Origin of the sequence: Streptomyces sp. NPDC102437 (assembly GCF_044765565.1) — a bacterium.
GTDB lineage: Bacteria > Actinomycetota > Actinomycetes > Streptomycetales > Streptomycetaceae > Streptomyces.
On record NZ_JBIWKI010000013.1, the window covers coordinates 54224 to 75292 of the forward strand.

Consider the following 21069-nt stretch of genomic DNA (forward strand, 5'->3'; position numbering starts at 1 on the left):
CGTGAGCGAACGGTGGGAAGCTGCCCGTATGGGGACATCAAGGGCATGGGGTCAGGGAAGAGGGCGGCGCTTTCTGGCCGCGTCCGCACTCGTGGTCGCGGCGGTCGCGGGAGCTGTCGCCTGTGACCCCCAGGGCGGGCTGAACTCCGCTTCCATCGCCGTGACCACCGACCGGGTCGGCACCGGCGCTCTGGAAAGCAACGGGGTCGACGTGCAGTGGCTGAACTGCACCGCCGGTGTCGACGGGTACACGGCCGGGGGCGCGCAGCCCTCCGCGTCCGCGCGCCGGATCGCGGATGTCGACTGCACCGGCAAGACCCGGCAGGGCGAGCCCATCACCCTCACCGGCAAGGTGACCCAGGAGCTCGGCGGGCGCTGCGTGCGCGGGGACCTGACCGCGAAGACGGGCGGGAAGGCCGTTTTCCGGGCGGATGTGCTCGGCAACTGCGACGCCGCCCCGCCGACTGCCGTGGTGAATCCGCCGCCGGCCGGCGGCGGTCAGGGCCCCCGGCCGGTGGTCACCGTCACGGTGACGGTGACCGAGACACCCATGGGCAAGTGAACCGGCCCGCCCCGCGGCGGCAGGTCGAACTCCGGCCAACCCGCTTACGCGGAGCGGAACCGCGACCTAGGGTGACCGGTGTGACGCAGTCTGCCTACCTCCGATACCCCCATGTCCAGGGCGATTCGATCGCCTTCACCGCCGAGGACGATGTCTGGCTGGCGCCGCTGGACGGCGGCCGAGCCTGGCGCGTCTGTGCCGACAACCGGCCGGTCGCAGGCCCCCGGATATCGCCCGACGGAACCCGGGTCGCCTGGACGTCCACCAGGGACGGGGCCCCCGAGGTGCACATCGCACCGGCCGACGGCGGGCCCTCCCAGCGGCTCACCCACTGGGGCGACGCCCGGACCGCCGTGCACGGCTGGACGCCCGAGGGCGAAGTGCTGGTCATCAGCGCCCAGGGGCAGGCGTCGTTCCGGCGCACCTGGGCCAGGGCCTTGCCGGTCGACGGCGGACCCGCCCGGACCCTGCCGTACGGACCGGTCGGCTCGCTCGCGTACGGGCCCGGCGGCCGGGTCCTGCTGCTCTCGGTCACCATGGGGCGCGAGGCCGCCGCCTGGAAGCGCTACCGGGGCGGCACGGCGGGCAAGCTGTGGATCGAGCAGGAGTCCCCGCAGGACGGCCCGTCGGAGTTCGTACGGCTCCATGCCGACCTCGACGGGAACATCGAATGCCCGATGTGGGTGGGCGAGCGCGTCGCCTTCCTCTCCGACCACGAAGGGGTCGGCGCGCTCTACTCCTCGCTCCCCGACGGCTCCGACCTGCGCCGCCACACCGGCATCGAGGGCTTCTACGCCCGCCACGCGTCCACCGACGGCACCCGCGTCGTCTACGCCTCGGCCGGGGAACTCTGGCTGCTGGACGAGCTGGAGGGCGACGGGCCCCGCCGCATCGACATCCGGCTCGGCGGTCAGCGCGCCGACCTCCAGCCGCACACCGTGCACGCCGGCAGCCATCTCGACTCCGCGTCCCCGGACCGCACCGGCCGCGGCAGCGCCGTCGGGACGCGCGGCGCCGTCCACTGGGTCACCCACAGTGAGGGCCCGGCCCGCGCGCTCGCCGTCGAACCGGGCGTACGCGCCAGACTGCCCCGCGCCTTCCAGGCCGACGGCGACCAGCACGTCGTCTGGGTCACCGACGCCGAGGGCGACGACGCCCTGGAGTGCGCGCCCGCCACCGGAACCGCTCCCGGCGCCGTACCGCGCCGCCTCGCCGCAGGCCGTATCGGCCGGGTCCTCGAACTGGCCCCGGCGCCCGACGGCAGCCGGTTCGCCGTCGCCGCGCACGACGGGCGGATCCTGATCGTCGAGCGGGAGAGCGGCGAGGTCCACGAGGTGGACCGCAGCGAGCACGGCGACGCCTGCGGCCTCGTCTTCTCGCCCGACTCCTCCTGGCTCGCCTGGTCCCACCCCGGGCCCGAGCCGCTCAGCCAGCTCAAGCTCGCCCACCTCGCCGATCTCTCGGTCACCGAGGCCACCCCGCTGCGCTTCCGGGACTTCGCCCCCGCGTTCACCGGCGACGGCAAGCACCTGGCCTTCCTCTCCGAGCGCTCCTTCGACCCCATCTACGACGCCCATGTCTTCGACCTGGCGTTCATCGGCGCCTGCCGCCCGCACCTGCTGACGCTCGCCGCCACCACGCCCTCCCCGTTCGGGCCGCAGCGCCACGGCCGCCCGACCGAGAAGAGCGGCGGTGAGGGCGACCAGGACAACCCGACCGCGCTCCCCGTCACCCGGATCGACCTCGAAGGACTCGCGGACCGGATCGTGGCGCTGCCCGTCGAGGCCGCCAACTACTCAACGCTGCACGCCGCGAAGGACGGGCTGCTGTGGCTGAGCCACCCGGTGACCGGGGTGCTCGGCACCAGCGGACCCACCCCCGACTCCCGGCGGCCCGAGACGGTCCTGGAGCGGTACGACCTGGAGAAGCTGCGCTGCGAGGAACTGGCCTCCGGGGTCAGGGACTTCGCGGTCAGCGGTGACGGCAAGCGGGTGGTCATGCAGACCCGGGGCAAGCTGCGCGTCGTGCCGTCCGACAGCCGGGTCGCCGCCGATGACGACGACGGCGGCAGCGACGGCGGCGTCACCGTCGACCTCTCCCGGATCCGGCGGACCCTCGAACCGGCCGCCGAATGGCGCCAGATGTACAACGAGGCCGGGCGCATCATGCGGGACAACTACTGGCGCCCCGACATGGGCGGCCTCGACTGGGACGGGGTCCTGGACCGCTACCGCCCGGTGCTGGAGCGGGTCGCCACCCACGACGACCTGATGGACCTGCTCTGGGAGGTGCAGGGGGAGCTCGGCACCTCGCACGCCTATGTGCGGCCGTCCGCCGGATGGGGCGACGAATCGACCCGGCAGGGGCTGCTCGGCGCGGACATCTCCCGTACGGGTGAAGGCAGTTGGCGAATCGACCGGATCCTGCCGTCCGAGACCTCCGACCCGGAGGCCCGCTCCCCGCTCGCCGCGCCCGGCGTGGCGGTCCGCGCCGGGGACGCGATCGTCGCCGTCGACGGCCGCCCGGTCGACCCGGTGACCGGGCCAGGACCGCTGCTCATCGGCTCGGCGGACAAGCCGGTCGAGCTGACCGTCTCGCCGGTGGACGGCGGCAACGCCCGCCATGTCGTCGTCGTACCGATCGCCGACGAGGAGGCGCTGCGCTACCACGACTGGGTCGCCGACCGGCGGGCCTACGTGCACGAGCGCTCCGGCGGCCGCCTCGGCTATCTCCATGTCCCCGACATGGTCGGCGCGGGCTGGGCGCAGCTCCACCGGGACCTGCGGGTCGAGGTGGCGCGCGAAGGGCTGGTCGTGGACGTACGGGAGAACCGCGGCGGCCACACCTCGCAGCTGATCGTGGAGAAGCTCGCCCGCCGCGTCGTCGGCTGGGACCTGCCGCGCGGCAGGTCGCCGTACAGCTACCCGCTGGACGCGCCGCGCGGCCCCGTGGTCGCCGTGGCCAACGAGTTCTCCGGCTCGGACGGCGACGTCGTGAACGCCGCGATCAAGGCGCTGCGCATCGGTCCGGTAGTCGGTACCCGGACCTGGGGCGGCGTGGTCGGCATCGACAGCAAGTACCGGCTGGTGGACGGGACTCTGGTCACCCAGCCCAAGTTCGCGTTCTGGTTCGAGGGTTACGGCTGGGGCGTGGAGAACCACGGGGTCGATCCCGATGTCGAGGTCGTGGTGACACCGCAGGACTATGCGGCGGGGCGGGATCCGCAGTTGGACGAGGCGATCCGGATCGCGCTGGAGTCGCTGGCCGAGACGCCGGCGAAGCGGGCGCCGGGGCTGCCGGAGCTGCCGGAGGCGTAGGGACAGCGGGGCGGGTGTGCGGGTGGGGGTGGGGTGCGCCTGCGGCGGGCTCGTTGCCCCTGCCCGCCCCTTCCCGTAACCGGGGGCGCTGCCCCAGGCCCCCGCTCCTCGATCGCCGGAGGGGCTGGGTTCCAGGTTCCGGAGGGGCTGGATTGCTGGGCCGATACCATGCCGTACAACGATCATCACCTAGCGAGGAGCAACCCCATGGCGGGAGAACCGCAGCCCGACTGCCTGTTCTGCAAGATCGTCTCGGGTGAGATCCCGGCAACCATCGTCCGCGAGACCGAGACCACCGTCGCCTTCCGGGACATCAACCCGCAGGCCCCCACCCACGTACTCGTCATCCCCCGCGTCCACCACCCGGACGCCGCCGCGCTCGCCGCCGCCGAGCCGGCCATCGCCGCCGACATACTGCGCGAGGCCGGGCAGGTCGCCGCCGACGAGAAGATCGTGGACACCGGTTACCGGGTCGTCCTCAACACCGGCTCCGGCGCCGGCCAGACCGTCTTCCACGCGCACGCCCACGTCCTGGGCGGCCGCGGACTGCAGTGGCCCCCCGGCTAGAGAGGCCGACCGCACACCGTGTCCGTACGCGAACTCGTGGTCCTCGGCACCGCCAGCCAGGTCCCGACCAGACACCGCAACCACAACGGCTACCTGCTGCGCTGGGACGGCGAGGGGATCCTCTTTGACCCCGGTGAGGGCACCCAGCGCCAGATGCTGCGAGCCGGTGTCGCCGCGCACGACATCGACCGGATCTGTGTCACGCATTTCCACGGCGACCACTCGCTGGGCCTGGCCGGGGTGATCCAGCGGATCAACCTCGACCAGGTCCCGCACCCGGTCACCGCGCACTACCCGGCGAGCGGGCAGCACTTCTTCGAGCGGCTGCGGTACGCCACCGCCTACCGCGAGTCCGTCGAGCTGACCGAGGCCCCGGTCGCCGCCGACGGCGTGCTCGCCACCACCGACACGTACACGCTCAGCACCCACCTGCTCTCGCACCCCGTCGAGTCCTACGGCTACCGGCTCGTCGAGCCCGACGGGCGGCGCATGCTGCCCGCGAAACTGGCCGAGCACGGAATCAAGGGGCCGGACGTCGGCCGGATCCAGCGCGAGGGCGCCATCGGAGACGTCACGCTCGACGACGTCTCCGAGCGCAGGCGCGGCCAGCGGTTCGCGTTCATCATGGACACGAGGCTCTGCGACGGCGTGCAGGTGCTCGCCGAGGACTGCGACCTGCTGGTCATCGAGTCGACCTTCCTCGACGAGGACGAACGGCTCGCCACCGACCACGGTCATCTGACCGCCGGCCAGGCGGCCCGGGTGGCCCGGGACGCGGGCGTGCGGCACCTCGTGCTGACGCACTTCTCGCAGCGCTACGACGACCCGGCAGTCTTCGGGGCCCAGGCCCGCGCCGCGGGGTTCGAGGGCGAACTGACCGTCGCCAAGGACCTCGACCGCGTTCCCGTGCCCAGCCGGCACCTCTGAACACATCAGCAGCAATTCGGCACCACACCAGCACCACCGTCTGTGAGCGTGAAAAACCCGTGCCCCTCCCCAAAGCCGAACTCCACCTCCACATCGAAGGCACCCTCGAACCCGAGCTGGCCTTCGAGCTCGCCGCGCGCAACGGCGTGGAGCTGCCGTACGCGGACACGGAAGCGCTGCGCACCGCCTACCTCTTCGACGACCTGCAGAGCTTCCTCGATCTGTACTACGCGCTGATGGCGGTGCTCCGGACCGAGCAGGACTTCGAGGAGCTCGCCGACGCGTACCTCGCCCGCGCCGCCGCCCAGGGCGTCCGGCACGCGGAGATCTTCTTCGACCCGCAGGCGCACACCGCCCGCGGCGTCCCGATCGGCACCGTCGTCGAGGGCCTCGGCCGGGCGCTGAACCGCAGCGAGGAGAGGCACGGCATCTCCACCCAGCTGATCATGTGCTTCCTGCGCGACGAGTCCGCCGATTCGGCGATGGAGACCCTGGAGGCGGCGAAGCCGTATCTGCACCGGATCAGCGCGGTCGGCCTGGACTCGGCGGAGGTCGGCCACCCGCCCGTCAAGTTCCGCGAGGTGTACGAGGCGGCCGCGGCACTGGGGCTGCGCAAGGTCGCCCACGCCGGCGAGGAGGGCCCGCCCGAGTACATCCGGGAGGCGCTGGACGTCCTCGGGGTCGAGCGCATCGACCACGGGCTGCGCTGCATGGAGGACCCGGAGCTGGTGGAGCGGCTGGTCGCGGACCGGGTGCCGCTCACCCTCTGCCCGCTGTCCAACGTACGGCTGCGCGCCATCGACACCCTGGAGGAGCACCCGCTGCGGGCCATGATGGACGCCGGACTGCTCTGCACGGTGAACTCCGACGACCCCGCCTACTTCGGCGGATACGTCGGGGACACCTTCCACGCCGTCCACGAGGCGCTCGGCCTGGACCAGGAGCGGCTGCGGACCCTGGCCCGCAACTCCTTCGAGGCGGCCTTCCTCGACCACGACGAGGAGCGCAGGGCGCGCTACCTGTCCGAGGTCGAGGCGTACGCGTTCGACTGACCGGCCCCGCCCGCCGGGCCGGCCGTCCGGAACGCGGCCCGGACCGGGCGCCTGCGGCGCACCGGCAGGCTGATCTCCCTGACGGCCTGCTCGGGCGCGCCCAGCTTGGGTACGGCGCCGGGCACCGCTCCGGTGGTGACGGCGAGCAGCGCGGCCGGGGCGCCGCCCCGGCGGCGCACCGATCCCGGCACCAGCGGACGGCCGCCGGTGTGCAGGGCGACGGCCGTGACCGGGGCCGCGACCAGCAGTGTGACGGCGCCCAGGATCAGGCCCATGACCGGGTACCCGGCCTGCTCGGACAGCACACTGCCCAGGACCGGCCCGCAGGCCACGCCGACGGACGAGGCGGAGCCCGCGAGGACCGCCCAGCGGCCGCGTACGTCCAGGGAGGCCGCCAGGCCGATCAGGTACGACAGGACCACGGGATAGACCGTGTTCCAGAGGATCTCGCCGGTCGCGAACTGGCCCAGGTTCCCGGCCGAGGAACTGAGAACGATGCTCGCCGCGATGATCACGGTGCCCATTCCGATCGGCACCGCCCGGCCGAGCCGGGCGCCCAGCATCCCGGCGCCCATCACCCCGAGCAGACCCGCACCGAGCGCGGCGGCGAACACCGCGCCGATGGTGACCTCGGAGAGGCCGACCTGGGACACCCCGATCCGGCTGCTGACACCCCACAGCGCGTTCTGCGCCATCGACCAGACGAGCATGCCGCCCGCGAGCACCAGACCGGAACGGCGGTGCGGCAGCCGGCCCGCGGCCGGGGCGGCCGGTCCGGTGGGCGTGACGCCGCCGAGCCGTGCGGTGGCGGGCCAGACGAGCAGGGCGACCAGAGCGATCGACGCGAACGGCAGCCGGTGGCCGCCGCCGAGGTGCGGGATCGTCAGATAGAGGGCGCCCGCCGTCGCGGAGACGCTGAGCAGCCCGAGCGAGGAGGTCCGGTGCGGATCGCGCTGGGCGGCGATGCCCGCGGCGGCCACCGCGGTCGCCGTGCCGGAGCCGAGGCCGCCGATCATCGCGCCCATGACCACCAGCGGCACCGACCCGGCCAGGGCGGCGCAGCCGTACCCCACCATGGCCAGCACCAGCCCGATCCGGGCAGGCCGCCGCGGCCCGTACGTCTCGACCCGGCCCGCCAGCGTGAACCCGGCGGTCGCCGAACTCAGCAGGAGGGCACTGCCGACCAGCCCGGCCTGCGCCGTACTGAGGCCGAGATAGACGGAGAGCCGCCCGACGATGGTGGGGAGCAGATAGGCGGCGAGGTAACCGGCGGTGAACACGGCGACCAGGGGCCACGCGGCGCGAGGGCGCGAGGACATGGGCGTTCCTGAAGACATGCCTGAGGCGGCAGAGAAGGCAGGGAAGGGCGATGCGGAAAGGCAGGGGAGGGCAATGCGGGAAATGCGGGGAATTCGGGCCACTCTTCGGTAAGTGTCACCGACGGGGCTCGCGGGCCAATTTGTATCAACTGCGGCCAGTCGACCGAAAGCCGCCCCAATATGATCTGGGTCACTTATGCGTTTACCTTTCGGAGGTCCGGGTAGCAGCGCATGTTTGTGCAGGTCGGAACCCACATGTGAGGTGCCGGGCCCTTCGCGGCCGGCGGCGCGCGCCCTCCGGTTACAGCGGTGAATCGGGCACACTGGCCGGATCTGCCACGACCGGGGAGTGCAAGGTGAGTACAGACATCCCAGCGGACATCCCAGGTATCGACCCACTGGACGGGCTGCGCGCCCCGCAGGACCCGGCCTGCGACGTCTTCCTCACCGGCACGGTCTTCCTCGACATCATCTTCACCGGCCTCGACAGCGCGCCGGTGCGCGGCACCGAGTCCTGGGCGCGCGGCATGGGATCCAGCCCCGGCGGAGTCGCCAACATGGCGACCGCCCTGGCGAGACTGGGGCTGCACACCTCGCTGGCCGCCGCGTTCGGCGACGACCACTACGGGGAGTACTGCTGGGACGCCCTGGAGCAGGGCGAGGGCATCGACCTGTCCATGTCGCACACCGTCCCCGGCTGGCACTCGCCGGTGACCGTCTCGATGGCGTACGAGGGCGAGCGGACGATGGTCTCGCACGGCCATGAGGCCCCCGGCCCCGCGGTCCTCACCGGGGAACAGGCGTTCCCGTGCTGCCCGCCGCGCGCGCGGGCAGCCGTCGCCTCGCTCGCCCCCGGCCGCAGCGAGCCCTGGGTGGCCACCGCGGCCCGCAACGGCGCCCGGATCTTCGCCGACGTCGGCTGGGACGAGACCGGCCGCTGGGACCTGGACGCCCTCACCGACCTGGAGCACTGCCAGGCCTTCCTGCCCAACGCGGAGGAGGCGATGCGCTACACCCGCACCGCCTGCCCGCGCGCCGCCGCGCACGCCCTGGCCGAGCGCGTGCCGCTCGCCGTGGTCACCCTGGGCGCGGAGGGCGCCTACGCGGTGGACTCGGCGACCGGGGCGAGCGCCGAGGTGCCCGCGATCGAGGTCGAGGCGCTCGACCCGACCGGCGCGGGCGACGTCTTCGTCGCCGGTTTCGTCACCGGAACCCTGGCGGACTGGCCGCTGGCCGACCGGCTGGCCTTCGCCGGACTGACCGCCGCGCTCTCGGTCCAGGAGTTCGGCGGATCGCTGTCGGCGCCGGGCTGGGCGGAGGTCGCGGCCTGGTGGCAGCAGATCCGCACCGTCGCCGACCAGGACCCGGCCGCGCTCCAGCGGTACGCCTTCCTGGACGAGCTACTGCCCGCCGCCGCCCGGCCCTGGCCGCTGCGCCGGGCGGTCCCGACGATCGGCTTCCGCCACCCCGCCTGACCGAGGGGCGCACCACGGACGGGCGCACCCGTTCGCGAGCCTGTGCGAAAAAGTCCTCGGTGTTGTCGGTGCGGAGTCGTAGGCTTGGTAATCCGAGAGGTTGTCGATCGGCGAGGACCTTGCAACGGGAGGTATGTGCAGGCCACAGAGCCGGCCCATGACTCAGACACCCACAGCCCAGACCCCTGCGCCGAGGCAGGCGCGAGCCCACTTCACCGTCCCTGCCAGCCATCCGATGGTGACCGTCCTGGGCTCAGGCGACGCCTTGCTGCGCGTGATCGAGACGGCCTTCCCGGCGGCCGACATCCACGTCCGGGGAAATGAGGTCAGCGCCGCCGGAGACGCGAGGGAAGTCGCGCTGATCCAGCGCCTGTTCGACGAGATGATGCTGGTGCTCCGCACCGGTCAGCCGATGACGGAGGACGCAGTGGAACGCTCGATCGCCATGCTCAGGGCGACTGAGAACGGGGAGGGGGACGGCGAGGAGACCCCGGCCGAGGTGCTCACGCAGAACATCCTCTCCAGCCGCGGTCGCACGATTCGACCCAAGACGCTCAACCAGAAGCGCTACGTCGACGCGATCGACAAGCACACGATCGTCTTCGGCATCGGCCCCGCCGGTACCGGCAAGACCTATCTCGCCATGGCGAAGGCCGTCCAGGCCCTGCAGTCCAAGCAGGTCAACCGCATCATCCTGACCCGTCCGGCCGTCGAGGCGGGCGAGCGGCTCGGCTTCCTGCCCGGCACGCTCTACGAGAAGATCGACCCGTACCTGCGCCCGCTCTACGACGCGCTGCACGACATGCTCGACCCCGACTCGATCCCGCGGCTGATGGCGGCGGGGACCATCGAGGTGGCGCCCCTGGCTTACATGCGTGGGCGCACGCTCAATGACGCCTTCATCATCCTCGACGAGGCGCAGAACACCAGCGCCGAGCAGATGAAGATGTTCCTGACCCGGCTCGGCTTCGACTCGAAGATCGTCATCACCGGTGACGTCACCCAGGTCGACCTGCCGAACGGCACCAAGAGCGGTCTGCGCCAGGTCCAGGAGATCCTGGACGGCGTCGAGGACGTGCACTTCTCCCGGCTCACCTCCCAGGATGTCGTCCGGCACAAGCTCGTCGGCCGTATCGTCGACGCGTACGAGAAGTACGACAACCGAGACAGCCACAAACGGAAGTAGTCGCAGCGCACCATGTCGATCGACGTCAACAACGAGTCCGGAACCGAGGTCGACGAGCAGGCGATCCTCGACATCGCCCGCTACGCGCTCGCGCGGATGCGGATCCACCCGCTCTCCGAGCTCTCGGTGATCGTGGTGGACACCGATGCCATGGAACAGCTCCACATCCAGTGGATGGACCTTCCTGGCCCGACCGATGTCATGTCCTTCCCGATGGACGAGCTGCGTCCGCCGGCCAAGGACGACGAGGAGCCCCCGCAGGGGCTCCTCGGTGACATCGTGCTCTGCCCGGAGGTCGCCAAGAAGCAGGGCGAGGACGCGGAGACCCGGCACTCCATGGACGAGGAGCTCCAGCTCCTCACCGTCCACGGGGTGCTGCACCTCCTCGGCTACGACCACGAGGAGCCGGACGAGAAGGCCGAGATGTTCGGGCTCCAGGCCGCGATCGTCGACGGTTGGCGCGCCGAGCACGGCCTGACCGGCCCGTCGCCCGCCCCCACCGTCTCGTGAGCGTTCCTCTCGTTCTCGGGGCCGTTCTGCTGGTCGTCGTCGGCTGGCTGGCGGCCTGCGCGGAGGCGGGCATCGCCCGGGTCTCCAGCTTCCGGGCCGCCGAGGCGGTCCGCTCCGGGCGGCGCGGCGGCGGGAAGCTGGAGCAGGTCGCGGCGGACCCGACCCGCTATCTCAACGTCGCCCTGCTGGTGCGGGTCGCCTGCGAGATGTCGGCCGCGGTGCTCGTCACGTACGCCTGCCTGAAGGAGCTCCCGCAGACCTGGCAGGCGCTGGCCGTCGCCATGGGCCTGATGGTCCTCGTCTCCTATGTCGCCATCGGGGTGTCGCCGCGCACCATCGGCCGCCAGCACCCGCTGAACACGGCCACGGCCGCGGCGTACGTCCTGCTGCCGCTGGCCAGGGTCATGGGCCCGGTCCCGCAGCTGCTGATCCTCATCGGCAACGCGCTGACCCCGGGCAAAGGGTTCCGCAAGGGCCCGTTCGCCAGTGAGGCGGAACTGCGCGCGATGGTCGACCTCGCCGAGGCGGAGTCGCTGATCGAGGACGAGGAGCGCCGCATGGTGCACTCCGTCTTCGAGCTCGGTGACACGCTCGTGCGCGAGGTCATGGTGCCGCGGACGGACCTGGTCTGCATCGAGCGCTACAAGACGATCCGGCAGGCGCTGACGCTGGCCCTGCGCTCCGGTTTCTCGCGGATCCCCGTCACCGGGGAGAACGAGGACGACATCGTCGGCATCGTGTATCTCAAGGACCTGGTCCGCAAGACCCACATCAACCGCGAGTCGGAGGCCGATGTGGTCTCCACCGCGATGCGGCCGGCGTCCTTCGTGCCCGACACCAAGAACGCCGGCGACCTGCTGCGCGAGATGCAGCAGGAACGCAACCACGTCGCCGTCGTGATCGACGAGTACGGCGGCACGGCCGGCATCGTCACCATCGAGGACATCCTCGAAGAGATCGTCGGCGAGATCACCGACGAGTACGACCGCGAACTCCCGCCCGTCCAGGAGCTGGAGAACGACAACTTCCGGGTGACCGCGCGCCTCGACATCGGCGACCTCGGGGAGCTGTTCGGCCTGGACGAGTACGACGACGAGGACGTGGAGACCGTCGGCGGACTGCTGGCCAAGGCGCTCGGGCGGGTCCCGATCGCCGGGGCCTCGGCCGTCGTCGACCTGCCCGACGGCCGCCGGCTGCGGCTGACCGCGGAGTCCCCGGCGGGCCGCCGCAACAAGATCGTCACGGTGCTGGTGGAGCCTGTGGCGGCCCAGGGGGAGGACGAGGGGTGACTCCTCAGCAACTGCGGGCGTTCTGCCTGGAGTTCAACGCGAGTGCCGAGGAGTTCCCGTTCGGGCCGGAGACCTCCGTCTTCAAGGTGCTCGGCAAGATGTTCGCGCTCAGCGCGCTGGACGCCCGGCCGCTGACGGTGAACCTGAAGTGTGACCCGGACGAGGCCGTGCGACTGCGGGAGAAGTACGACGCGGTGGTGCCGGGCTGGCACATGAACAAGCGGCACTGGAACACGGTGACGGTGTCCGGGGTGCCGGACCGGGCGCTCCGCGAGCTGATCGAGGACTCCTACGACCTGGTGGTGGCGGGGCTGCCGAAGGCGGACCGGCTGCGGCTCGACCGGCCGTAGGGGCCGTCCCGTGCGAGTGCCCGCGTGACCGGTTCGTATGCTCGGCACATGACTGAGAGCACCGACCTCGGCGCCGAGGACCGCAAGATCGTCACGCTGGCGCGCAGCGCCCGCGCCCGCAACGGCGTGCCTGAGGGCGCGGCCGTACGGGACGAGACCGGACGTACGTATGTCGCGGGCACCGTACGGCTGGAGTCGCTGAAGCTCAGCGCGCTGCAGACCGCCGTGGCGATGGCCGTGGCCAGCGGGGCCACCTCCCTGGAGGCGGCCGCGGTCGTCTCCGAGGCCGAGACCCCCTCGGACGAGGACCGCGCCGCGGTACGGGACCTGGGCGGCCCGGACACCCCCGTCCTGCTCGCCGGGCCCGACGGCACCCTGCGAGTCAGCGTGACGGCGGGCTGACCCGGCCACCCGGCCCCCTTGGCGGGACCCGCACCCGGCATTCGCCCGCCGGGTGCGGATCTTGACAGCAACTGATGGGTCATCAGCCGACGTGTTCCGCTCCCATTGACTTCTTCGGGGCCAAAACCGTCAATGGGCCCCCGTCGGCGCGGAGAGCCGCTGCGCCGCATCCGCTGGAGGGGGCTCCATGCGTCCGACCGTCCGAAGAATCAGCATGCGAAGATCCGGCGCCCGAAGACGGCCCGGACACCGCCACCGCTGGGCCGCCGCGCTCGGCGTCGGCGCGCTCGTCGTGGCCGGGGGAGGGGGGCTCGCGGCCCCCGCACAGGCCATGGTCACCGCCTCGGTGCCGGTGGACTTCCCCACCCACTGCATCCCGCCGGCCATCGCGGGCATCCCGCCGATCGACGGTACGACGAAGGCCTCGATCACCGTCGACAACGCCGCCCCGAAGGTGGGCGACACGGTCACGGTCACGTACACCGTCGTCGAAGCCGCCGCGAGCAACCCGGTCGATCTGGCGCTGCCCGCCGACATCATGACGCCGACCGGCAAGGTCACCGTCGGCGGTGCGCAGAGCGCGAGCGTCACCGTCGCGGGCCCGAAGAAGAACGACCCGGTACCCGGCAAGGGCACCTTCCCGTCGTTCTCGATGACCGGCACCTTCACGGTCACGGCGCCCGGCTCGATCACCCTGTCGCCCGGCGACTACAACATCCACACCAGCTACATCATGGAGCTGGACACGCCCTGCACCGTCACGGACCCGCCCGCCCCCGTCTCCGAGACGATCATCGCGACGGACGACGGCGGCCAGGTCAACGAGCGTGCCATCCAGCTCGGGGCCGCGTCCGGCAAGGCGGGCGACGAGGTCGCCGTCACCGGGTCGAAGTTCACCCCGGGCGCGGACATCACCCTCGCCGGCCGGGCCGGTGACACCCAGACCGCCGACACGGCCACCGTGAAGGCGGACGGCTCCGGCGGCTTCGGCGGCCGGCTCACCGTCAGCGACCCGGCGACCACCGGGATCGTCGCCTACGAGGGCGGCGCCTGGGACCCGGCCAAGGGTGCCGGACCGCAGGCCTACACCGTCACCGGTGGCGGCGGCGAGACCCCGGACGGCAGCCAGCAGCTCAACACCTCCATCAAGGCGGGCACGCTCTCCATGGTCCAGGCCGGGGACAGCGTCGAGATGTCGGCGGTCGACTTCGGCCGGGGCGGGGCCTCCCGCGGCTCCCTGCAGACGGTGACGGTCGAGGACTTCCGCGGTGGCCCCGCGGGCTGGTCCCTGACCGGAAAGGTCACCGACTTCCAGGGCCCCGGCGGCGCGACTATCGGCGCGTCCGCGCTCTCCTGGACTCCGGTCTGCGCGACGAAGCCCGGCAGCCCGAGCACCTGTGCGGCGGGTTCCCAGGGGTCGGTCGGCAGCGCGGGCGCCACGCTGGCGTCCACGCCGAACGGCACCGTCACCGGCGGCGAGTTCACCGTCGACGCCCGGCTCGCGCTGAACGTACCGGCGTACACCGCGCCCGGCGCGTACGCCGGCGTACTCACCCTCACCCTCACGTGACCGAGAGGCACCCTCACGTGACCGAGAGGCCCGAGCGCTCCTGAGCAACCGGCGGACCGGGCGCGCACCCGCCCGGACCGCCGTCCCGACCACCACCCGGGGGTTCCGCACCGTGCGCAACATCTACGTACTGCTCCTGGCCGGCGTCCTCCTGCTGACCGGCGCGCCCGCCGCCGGCGCCGCGGACAACGGCAGCTGGTCGGTCTACCCGGCCACCGGACGGGCCGGTCAGCGCCCGTACTTCTACCTCTCGGCCGACCCCGGCGCCACGCTCCACGACAAGGTCACCGTCACCAACAAGACGGACGGGCCGCAGACCTTCCGGCTGTACGCCGCCGACGCCTACAACACCGCCCGTGACGGCGGCTTCGCCGTACGGACCCGCGACGAGAAGCAGCACTCGATCGGCGCCTGGGCGAGGACCGGCCGCGACCGGGTCACCGTGAAACCGCACGGCTCGGTCACCGTCCCGGTCACCATCGCCGTCCCCGAGAACGCCGAACCGGGCGACCACCCCGGCGCGCTCGTCGCACTCGACGAGCGCATCGACCCCGCCGACGCCGGTGCCGTCGCCGTCGGCATCCAGAAGGCGGTCGGCGCCCGGATCTATCTGCGGGTGAACGGTCCGACCATGCCGGCGCTCTCCGTGGACGACATCCGGGTCGAGCACACCCAGCCGCTGGTCCCCGGCACCGGGAAGAGCCGGGCCGTCATCTCGTACACGCTCCACAACCGGGGCAATGTCACCCTCAGCGCCAAGGTGGCCCTCAAGGCCGAGGGACTCTTCGGCCGCACCCTGCTGGCCCGCGACCTGAAGAAGATCCCCTCCGAGCTGCTGCCCCGCCAGGAGGTCCGGCTGACCGAGCAGTGGGCCGGCGCGCCGCAGCTGGAATGGGGCGAGATCCGGCTGACCGCGAGCGCCCGCGAGACCCGGGAGTCCGCCAGCGCCTCGTACTTCGCCCTGCCCTGGCTGGTGGCCGGGATCCTGCTGGTGATCGTCGGCGGCGGTACAGGGCTGTGGATACGGGCCCGCCGCGGCCGTACCCGCACCGCCTGAGACGACATCCGACAGGCCCCGCCGCGGCCCTTGGTGCGGCGGGGCCGCCGGGATCGGGGACAATGGGCGCCATGAGCGTTCGACCTGACACAGATGCCGCCGCGCAGCAGGCCGCGGGCAAGGCCCCCCACCGGGCCGGTTTCGCCTGCTTCGTGGGCCGCCCCAACGCGGGCAAGTCCACCCTCACGAACGCTCTGGTCGGCCAGAAGGTGGCGATCACCTCCAACCGGCCGCAGACCACCCGGCACACCGTGCGCGGCATCGTGCACCGCGACGACGCGCAGCTGATCCTGGTCGACACCCCCGGCCTCCACAAGCCGCGCACGCTGCTGGGCGAGCGGCTCAACGACGTCGTGCGCACCACCTGGGCCGAGGTCGACGTCATCGGCTTCTGCCTGCCCGCCGACCAGAAGCTCGGCCCCGGCGACAAGTACATCGTCAAGGAACTCGCGGGCATCAAGAAGACCCCGAAGATCGCCATCATCACCAAGACCGACCTGGTCGACTCCAAGCAGCTCGCCGAACAGCTGCTGGCCGTCTCCCGCCTCGGCGAGGAGCTCGGCTTCGAGTGGGCGGAGATCATTCCGGTCTCCGCGGTCAAGGACACGCAGGTCGGTCTGCTGGGGGACCTGATCGCCCCGCTGCTCCCCGAGAGCCCGCCGCTCTACCCGGAGGGCGACCTCACCGACGAGCCCGAGATGGTCATGGTCGCGGAGCTGATCCGCGAGGCCGCGCTCGAAGGCGTACGGGACGAGCTGCCGCACTCCATCGCGGTCGTCGTCGAGGAGATGCTGCCGCGCGAGGGCCGCCCGGCGGACAAGCCACTGCTCGACATCCACGCCAACGTCTACATCGAGCGGCCGAGCCAGAAGGGCATCATCATCGGCCCGAAGGGCAAGCGGCTGAAGGACGTCGGCACCAAGTCCCGCAAGCACATCGAGGCCCTGCTCGGCACACCGGTCTTCCTGGACCTCCATGTGAAGGTCGCGAAGGACTGGCAGCGCGATCCCAAGCAGCTGCGCAAGCTGGGGTTCTGAGCCGGACGACAGGGAAACCGGCGACCCGGGTCACGCGGAGACCGGCCTCACGCGGAAGCCGCTCTCACGCGCCCTCCTTCAGGACGCGTGAGATCAGTGCCCGCTGGGCGTCGGTCAGCCTCGGGTCCGCGCAGTGAACCGTACGGTCGCCGACCGTGATCCGGTACCGGAAACCGTCCGGCACCCCCTTGGGCGGGGTCTCGTGGCCCGCGGCCAGCGCCGACTCGGCCAGCGCCTCCCACTCCGGGGCGTCGTCCCGCCCGGCGGTGTCGACCTCGCTGTGGCGTGCGATGCCGGCGAAGCCGCCGGTCCTGCTGACCTGAATCCGCATGCGATGCCCTTCAACGCCGGACTTCCGTGCCCTACGCGGTCGGTACGCCCACTTCCGACCATGCCTTCAGGACGGCCTCGACTTCGTCGCCCTCGCCGAAGCGGCTGCGGGCCGCTGCGACCGTAAGACGGGCGAAGGAAGCGAAGTCAGCGTCCACGGCCAGTTGACCACCTGTGAGCACATCGAACCAGAGCTGCCCGGCCCGCTCCCAGGCATTGCCGCCGAGGGCCGTCGCCAGCAGATAGAACGCGCGGTTCGGGATGCCCGAGTTGAGGTGCACCCCGCCGTTGTCCTCGCTGGTGTGGATGTAGTCCTCCATCTTCGCGGGCTGCGGGTCCTTGCCCAGCACGTCGTCGTCGTACGCCGTGCCCGGCGCCTTCATCGAGCGCAGCGCGACGCCCTGGACGCGGGGCGCCAGCAGCCCGGCGCCGATCAGCCAGTCGGCCCGGTCGGCGCTCTGGCCCAGCGAGTACTGCTTGACCAGGGAGCCGAAGACGTCGGACATGGATTCGTTGAGCGCTCCGGACTGGCCGTAGTAGCTCAGATTGGCGGTGTACTGGGTCAGGCCGTGGGTCAGCTCGTGGCCGATCACGTCGATGGCGACGGTGAAGTCCAGGAAGATCTCCCCGTCCCCGTCGCCGAAGACCATCTGCTCGCCGTCGAAGAAGGCGTTGTTGTACTTCTCGTCGTAATGCACGGAACCGATCAGCGGCAGTCCGTTGCCGTCGATCGAACTGCGGCCGTACGCCTTGAGCAACAGCTCGAAGGTGGCGCCGAGTCCCGCGTACGCGCGGTTGACACTCGCGTCCTTCGTCGGGTCCTGGCCCTCGGAGCGGACCTTGGTGCCGGGCAGCTTGGTGCGGTGGCGGCAGTCGTACAGGACGCGCTCGGGCTTGTCGGACGCTTCCCCGTGGGGCGCGGGGGCGACCGGCACGGTGACGACCGTGGCCATCTGGCGGCGGGTGCGGCGGGCCGCGTCGCCCTCCAGGGTGCGGCGGGCGGGACCGGCGAGATCGGGGTTGCCGGACTGCGACAGCCTGTCCAGGACCTGGGGCGGCACGATCGTGCAGAAGACGGGGCGGAATCCGTGCTGTGACTGAGGGTGCATACCACCGACTGTGGCAGCAGGTAATCAAGTTGTCACTGGTTGCGACCAGGATTGATGAAATGGAGTGATCGATCACGATTGGACGTTTCCTGCGCCCGGTCCCGCATACTGATACGGGACCGCCGCATCAGGCGCCACTCGGTTAGTCTCGTCGCATCATGCGTTTCGGGCTGCTTCTTCTTAGCTGCCGCGGCGAGGGCCTGTAGTCGTAGGCCGACCCCCTCCCCGCGGAGTCTTGTGTTGCAGCGACACAGTCGGCCGACCCATTGGTTGGACCCCGAGGAGCCGTACGCCATGACCGCCGCAAATCCCGCTCAGTCCCCCGCTGAAACCGCTGTCGGCCGTCCGACGCCGATCACCAACGCGACTCAGCTGCAGAAGCCGTCCGGGATGCCGATCCACAAGTACGGCAGCTACGAGGCCGTCGACATCCCGGACCGCACCTGGCCGGACAACCGGATCACGGTCGCTCCCCGCTGGCTCTCCACCGACCTGCGCGACGGCAACCAGGCCCTGATCGACCCGATGTCGCCGGCCCGCAAGCGCGAGATGTTCGATCTGCTCGTACGCATGGGCTACAAGGAGATCGAGGTCGGCTTCCCGTCCTCCGGCGAGACCGACTTCGCGTTCGTCCGCTCCATCATCGAAGAGGGCGCGATCCCCGAGGACGTGACGATCTCCGTCCTGACGCAGGCCCGCGAGGACCTGATCGAGCGGACCGTCGAGTCCATCGTCGGCGCCCGACGCGCAACCGTGCACCTGTACAACGCGACGGCACCCACCTTCCGCCGGGTCGTCTTCCGCGGCTCCAAGGACGACATCAAGCAGATCGCCGTGGACGGCACCCGGCTGGTCATGGAGTACGCGGAGAAACTGCTGGGCCCGGAGACGACCTTCGGCTACCAGTACAGCCCCGAGATCTTCACCGACACCGAGCTGGACTTCGCCCTGGAGGTCTGCGAGGCGGTCTGTGACGTCTGGCAGCCCGAGGAGGGCCGCGAGATCATCCTCAACCTGCCCGCCACCGTGGAGCGTTCGACGCCGTCCACGCACGCGGACCGGTTCGAGTGGATGTCGCGCAATCTGTCGCGCCGTGAGTTCGTCTGCCTGTCGGTCCACCCGCACAACGACCGCGGCACCGCCGTCGCCGCCGCCGAGCTGGCCATCATGGCCGGTGCGGACCGGATCGAGGGCTGCCTGTTCGGCCAGGGCGAGCGCACCGGCAACGTCGACCTGGTGACCCTGGGCATGAACCTGTTCTCGCAGGGCGTCGACCCGCAGATCGACTTCTCGCAGATCGACGAGATCCGCCGCACCAGCGAGTACTGCAACCAGATGGAGGTCCACCCGCGCCACCCCTACGCGGGCGACCTGGTCTACACCGCCTTCTCCGGCTCCCACCAGGACGCCATCAAGAAGGGCTTCGACGCCATGGAGGCCGACGCGGCCGCCCAGGGCAAGACGGTCGACGACATCGAGTGGGCGGTGCCGTACCTGCCGATCGACCCGAAGGACGTCGGCCGCAGCTACGAGGCCGTCATCCGGGTCAACTCGCAGTCCGGCAAGGGCGGAATCGCCTATGTCCTGAAGAACGACCACAAGCTGGACCTGCCGCGCCGGATGCAGATCGAATTCTCCCGGATCATTCAGGCCAAGACGGATGCCGAGGGCGGCGAGGTCACGCCGACGCAGATCTGGTCCACGTTCCGCGACGAGTACCTGCCGAACCCGGAGAACGCTGCGGCTCGATGGGGTCGCGTACAGATCCGCACCGGCCAGTCCACGACCGGCTCCGACGGCAAGGACACGATCACCGTCGAGGCGACCGTGGACGGCACGGACACCGTGCTGACCGGCACCGGCAACGGACCGATCTCCGCGTTCTTCGAAGCGCTGCAGGCCATCGGCATCGACGCCCGTCTGCTGGACTACACCGAGCACACCATGAGCGAGGGCGCCAGCTCCCAGGCCGCCTCGTACATCGAGTGCGCGATCGACGGAAAGGTCCTGTGGGGCATCGGCATCGACGCCAACACCACCCGGGCCTCGCTGAAGGCGGTCGTCTCCGCGGTCAACCGCGCCACCCGCTGATCCGGCGCGCGGCCGCACGGCCGAAAGCCCCGTCCACCCGCTTCCGGGGGGCGGGGTTCGGCCATCTCCGGACGGTTGTGACGAGCGAGGTACTGACGTCACATCACCACTGTGGTTAACATCACGTCCACACGGCAATGTTGCCGGAGGGGGCACCTCCCGTGCTTTTAAGGCCACGGGGGAGTTACGGAGGTGTGCGACGTGCGGCCAGGCCTGGGACAACGCGCCATGAAGCTGCGTATCTGTGGCATCCGCACCGTCTGGGACCCCGTCGGCGACGGGGAGTTCTTCTGCCCCGGCTGCGGCGGCGACCGCAACTACCGCCGTCTCAACGGCCGTCGGCGATTCGCGGTGCTCGGTGTGCCGATGCTGCGGCGCGGCACCGTGGGCCCCGTCGTCGAATGCGCCGCCTGCCGCGAGCACTTCGGCACCGACGCGCTCGACCACCCCACCACCACCCGGCTCTCCGCCATGCTCCGGGACGCCGTCCACACCGTCGCGCTCGGCGTCCTCGCGGCCGGCGGCACCACCTCACGCACGGTGCTGGAGACCGCGGCCGTCATCGTGCGCGGCGCCGGGTTCGAGGACTGCACCGAGGAGCAGCTCCGCACCGTCGTCGAGGTCCTCGCCCCCGACACCGGCCACGGCTCCGCCTTCGACCCCGCGGCCGAGGCGTGCGGAGCGGCCCTCGCCATCGAACTGCACGAGGCGCTGGAGCCCCTCGCCCCGCACCTGGCCCCCGCCGGACGTGAATCGATTCTGCTCCAGGGCGCCCGGATCGCCCTCGCCGACGGCCCGTACGGACCGGCCGAGCGCGAGGTGCTGACCACGGTCGGCGGAGCGCTCCAGCTCTGCGCCCAGGACACCGCCCGACTGCTCGCCGAGGCGGCGCGCACGCCCTCCTGACGGCCCGCGGGGC

19 protein-coding genes are annotated in these 21069 nt (G+C 71.4%); 16 read left to right on the plus strand and 3 right to left on the minus strand.

The genetic code is table 11. From position 1 onward, the window contains the following. Positions 1–28: 28 nt before the first annotated feature. The 5 genes from ACIRJP_RS18345 (at position 29) to ACIRJP_RS18365 (ending at position 6425) form a co-directional block, all read left to right on the plus strand. A complete protein-coding gene (locus ACIRJP_RS18345) occupies positions 29–562 on the plus strand; it encodes a hypothetical protein (RefSeq protein ID WP_404174748.1) in 534 nt (177 codons plus the stop codon). A gap of 80 nt (positions 563–642) precedes the next feature. Beyond that, on the plus strand, positions 643–3879 hold the full coding sequence (locus tag ACIRJP_RS18350; RefSeq protein ID WP_404174753.1) for a PDZ domain-containing protein: 3237 nt from the start codon (positions 643–645) through the stop codon (positions 3877–3879). Positions 3880–4086: 207 nt separating this feature from the next. Then, complete coding sequence (locus tag ACIRJP_RS18355; RefSeq protein ID WP_326765530.1) at positions 4087–4446, plus strand: histidine triad nucleotide-binding protein; 360 nt, start codon at positions 4087–4089, stop codon at positions 4444–4446. An 18-nt stretch (positions 4447–4464) separates the two neighbouring features. Beyond that, positions 4465–5373 carry a ribonuclease Z gene (locus ACIRJP_RS18360; RefSeq protein WP_404174758.1) on the plus strand — a complete coding sequence of 303 codons (909 nt, stop codon included), beginning with the start codon at positions 4465–4467 and terminating at the stop codon, positions 5371–5373. Between the two features lie 59 nt (positions 5374–5432). Continuing rightward, on the plus strand, positions 5433–6425 hold the full coding sequence (locus tag ACIRJP_RS18365; protein WP_404174761.1) for an adenosine deaminase: 993 nt from the start codon (positions 5433–5435) through the stop codon (positions 6423–6425). On the opposite strand, the gene ACIRJP_RS18370 is transcribed toward ACIRJP_RS18365, so the two are convergent. Beyond that, positions 6389–7744 carry an MFS transporter gene (locus tag ACIRJP_RS18370; RefSeq protein ID WP_404174764.1) on the minus strand — a complete coding sequence of 452 codons (1356 nt, stop codon included), beginning with the start codon at positions 7742–7744 and terminating at the stop codon, positions 6389–6391. The genes ACIRJP_RS18365 and ACIRJP_RS18370 overlap by 37 nt on opposite strands. 368 nt (positions 7745–8112) lie before the next feature. On the opposite strand from ACIRJP_RS18370, the gene ACIRJP_RS18375 reads away from it, so the two are divergent. The 9 genes from ACIRJP_RS18375 to era all read left to right on the plus strand — a co-directional run bounded on the left by ACIRJP_RS18375 (position 8113) and on the right by era (position 16620). Then, the gene (locus ACIRJP_RS18375) at positions 8113–9219 is read left to right on the plus strand and encodes a carbohydrate kinase family protein (RefSeq protein WP_404175275.1); all 1107 of its coding nucleotides are present in this window, start codon (positions 8113–8115) and stop codon (positions 9217–9219) included. Between the two features lie 157 nt (positions 9220–9376). Then, positions 9377–10405 carry a PhoH family protein gene (locus ACIRJP_RS18380; protein WP_404174767.1) on the plus strand — a complete coding sequence of 343 codons (1029 nt, stop codon included), beginning with the start codon at positions 9377–9379 and terminating at the stop codon, positions 10403–10405. A gap of 12 nt (positions 10406–10417) precedes the next feature. Continuing rightward, entirely contained in the window at positions 10418–10915 is a 498-nt protein-coding gene (ybeY, locus tag ACIRJP_RS18385) for an rRNA maturation RNase YbeY (RefSeq protein WP_072483570.1), read from the plus strand. Beyond that, positions 10912–12204 carry a hemolysin family protein gene (locus tag ACIRJP_RS18390; RefSeq protein ID WP_404174770.1) on the plus strand — a complete coding sequence of 431 codons (1293 nt, stop codon included), beginning with the start codon at positions 10912–10914 and terminating at the stop codon, positions 12202–12204. The genes ybeY and ACIRJP_RS18390 overlap by 4 nt, the downstream gene beginning before the upstream one ends. After that, positions 12201–12554 (plus strand): MmcQ/YjbR family DNA-binding protein, encoded by a 354-nt coding sequence (locus ACIRJP_RS18395; RefSeq protein ID WP_404174773.1) that lies wholly within the window; start codon positions 12201–12203, stop codon positions 12552–12554. The genes ACIRJP_RS18390 and ACIRJP_RS18395 overlap by 4 nt, the downstream gene beginning before the upstream one ends. A gap of 48 nt (positions 12555–12602) precedes the next feature. Then, positions 12603–12956 carry a cytidine deaminase gene (locus ACIRJP_RS18400; protein WP_072483567.1) on the plus strand — a complete coding sequence of 118 codons (354 nt, stop codon included), beginning with the start codon at positions 12603–12605 and terminating at the stop codon, positions 12954–12956. 214 nt (positions 12957–13170) lie between these two features. Then, a complete protein-coding gene (locus ACIRJP_RS18405; protein ID WP_404174776.1) occupies positions 13171–14526 on the plus strand; it encodes a beta-xylosidase in 1356 nt (451 codons plus the stop codon). Positions 14527–14638: 112 nt separating this feature from the next. Continuing rightward, a complete protein-coding gene (locus ACIRJP_RS18410) occupies positions 14639–15583 on the plus strand; it encodes a WxL protein peptidoglycan domain-containing protein (protein ID WP_404174778.1) in 945 nt (314 codons plus the stop codon). Positions 15584–15645: 62 nt separating this feature from the next. Continuing rightward, the gene (era, locus tag ACIRJP_RS18415) at positions 15646–16620 is read left to right on the plus strand and encodes a GTPase Era (RefSeq protein WP_124717787.1); all 975 of its coding nucleotides are present in this window, start codon (positions 15646–15648) and stop codon (positions 16618–16620) included. A 64-nt stretch (positions 16621–16684) separates the two neighbouring features. Here the strand turns inward: era and ACIRJP_RS18420 are convergent, their stop codons facing one another. After that, positions 16685–16951: a protealysin inhibitor emfourin gene (locus ACIRJP_RS18420; protein WP_404174782.1), complete on the minus strand. Its 267-nt coding sequence runs from the start codon at positions 16949–16951 to the stop codon at positions 16685–16687. A gap of 31 nt (positions 16952–16982) precedes the next feature. Next, positions 16983–18059, minus strand: coding sequence for a M4 family metallopeptidase (locus ACIRJP_RS18425; RefSeq protein WP_404174785.1), 1077 nt, complete (start codon positions 18057–18059; stop codon positions 16983–16985). Positions 18060–18353: 294 nt separating this feature from the next. Between ACIRJP_RS18425 and leuA the strand changes: the two genes are divergently transcribed. Together leuA and ACIRJP_RS18435 are read left to right on the plus strand one after the other, a co-directional pair. Continuing rightward, positions 18354–20150, plus strand: coding sequence for a 2-isopropylmalate synthase (gene leuA / locus ACIRJP_RS18430; RefSeq protein ID WP_351251277.1), 1797 nt, complete (start codon positions 18354–18356; stop codon positions 20148–20150). A gap of 228 nt (positions 20151–20378) precedes the next feature. Then, positions 20379–21056, plus strand: coding sequence for a TerB family tellurite resistance protein (locus ACIRJP_RS18435; protein ID WP_404174789.1), 678 nt, complete (start codon positions 20379–20381; stop codon positions 21054–21056). Positions 21057–21069: the final 13 nt, after the last annotated feature.

Coding starts and splice junctions, on each gene's coding strand:
- ACIRJP_RS18420 (WP_404174782.1), bottom strand. CDS start 16,951: ATGCGGATTCAGGTCAGCAGGACCGGCGGCTTCGCCGGCATCGCACGC.
- ACIRJP_RS18405 (WP_404174776.1), top strand. CDS start 13,171: ATGCGAAGATCCGGCGCCCGAAGACGGCCCGGACACCGCCACCGCTGG.
- era (WP_124717787.1), top strand. CDS start 15,646: ATGGGCGCCATGAGCGTTCGACCTGACACAGATGCCGCCGCGCAGCAG.
- ACIRJP_RS18435 (WP_404174789.1), top strand. CDS start 20,379: ATGAAGCTGCGTATCTGTGGCATCCGCACCGTCTGGGACCCCGTCGGC.
- ACIRJP_RS18400 (WP_072483567.1), top strand. CDS start 12,603: ATGACTGAGAGCACCGACCTCGGCGCCGAGGACCGCAAGATCGTCACG.
- ACIRJP_RS18345 (WP_404174748.1), top strand. CDS start 29: ATGGGGACATCAAGGGCATGGGGTCAGGGAAGAGGGCGGCGCTTTCTG.
- ACIRJP_RS18425 (WP_404174785.1), bottom strand. CDS start 18,059: ATGCACCCTCAGTCACAGCACGGATTCCGCCCCGTCTTCTGCACGATC.
- ybeY (WP_072483570.1), top strand. CDS start 10,418: ATGTCGATCGACGTCAACAACGAGTCCGGAACCGAGGTCGACGAGCAG.
- ACIRJP_RS18370 (WP_404174764.1), bottom strand. CDS start 7,744: ATGTCCTCGCGCCCTCGCGCCGCGTGGCCCCTGGTCGCCGTGTTCACC.
- ACIRJP_RS18355 (WP_326765530.1), top strand. CDS start 4,087: ATGGCGGGAGAACCGCAGCCCGACTGCCTGTTCTGCAAGATCGTCTCG.
- leuA (WP_351251277.1), top strand. CDS start 18,354: ATGACCGCCGCAAATCCCGCTCAGTCCCCCGCTGAAACCGCTGTCGGC.
- ACIRJP_RS18380 (WP_404174767.1), top strand. CDS start 9,377: ATGACTCAGACACCCACAGCCCAGACCCCTGCGCCGAGGCAGGCGCGA.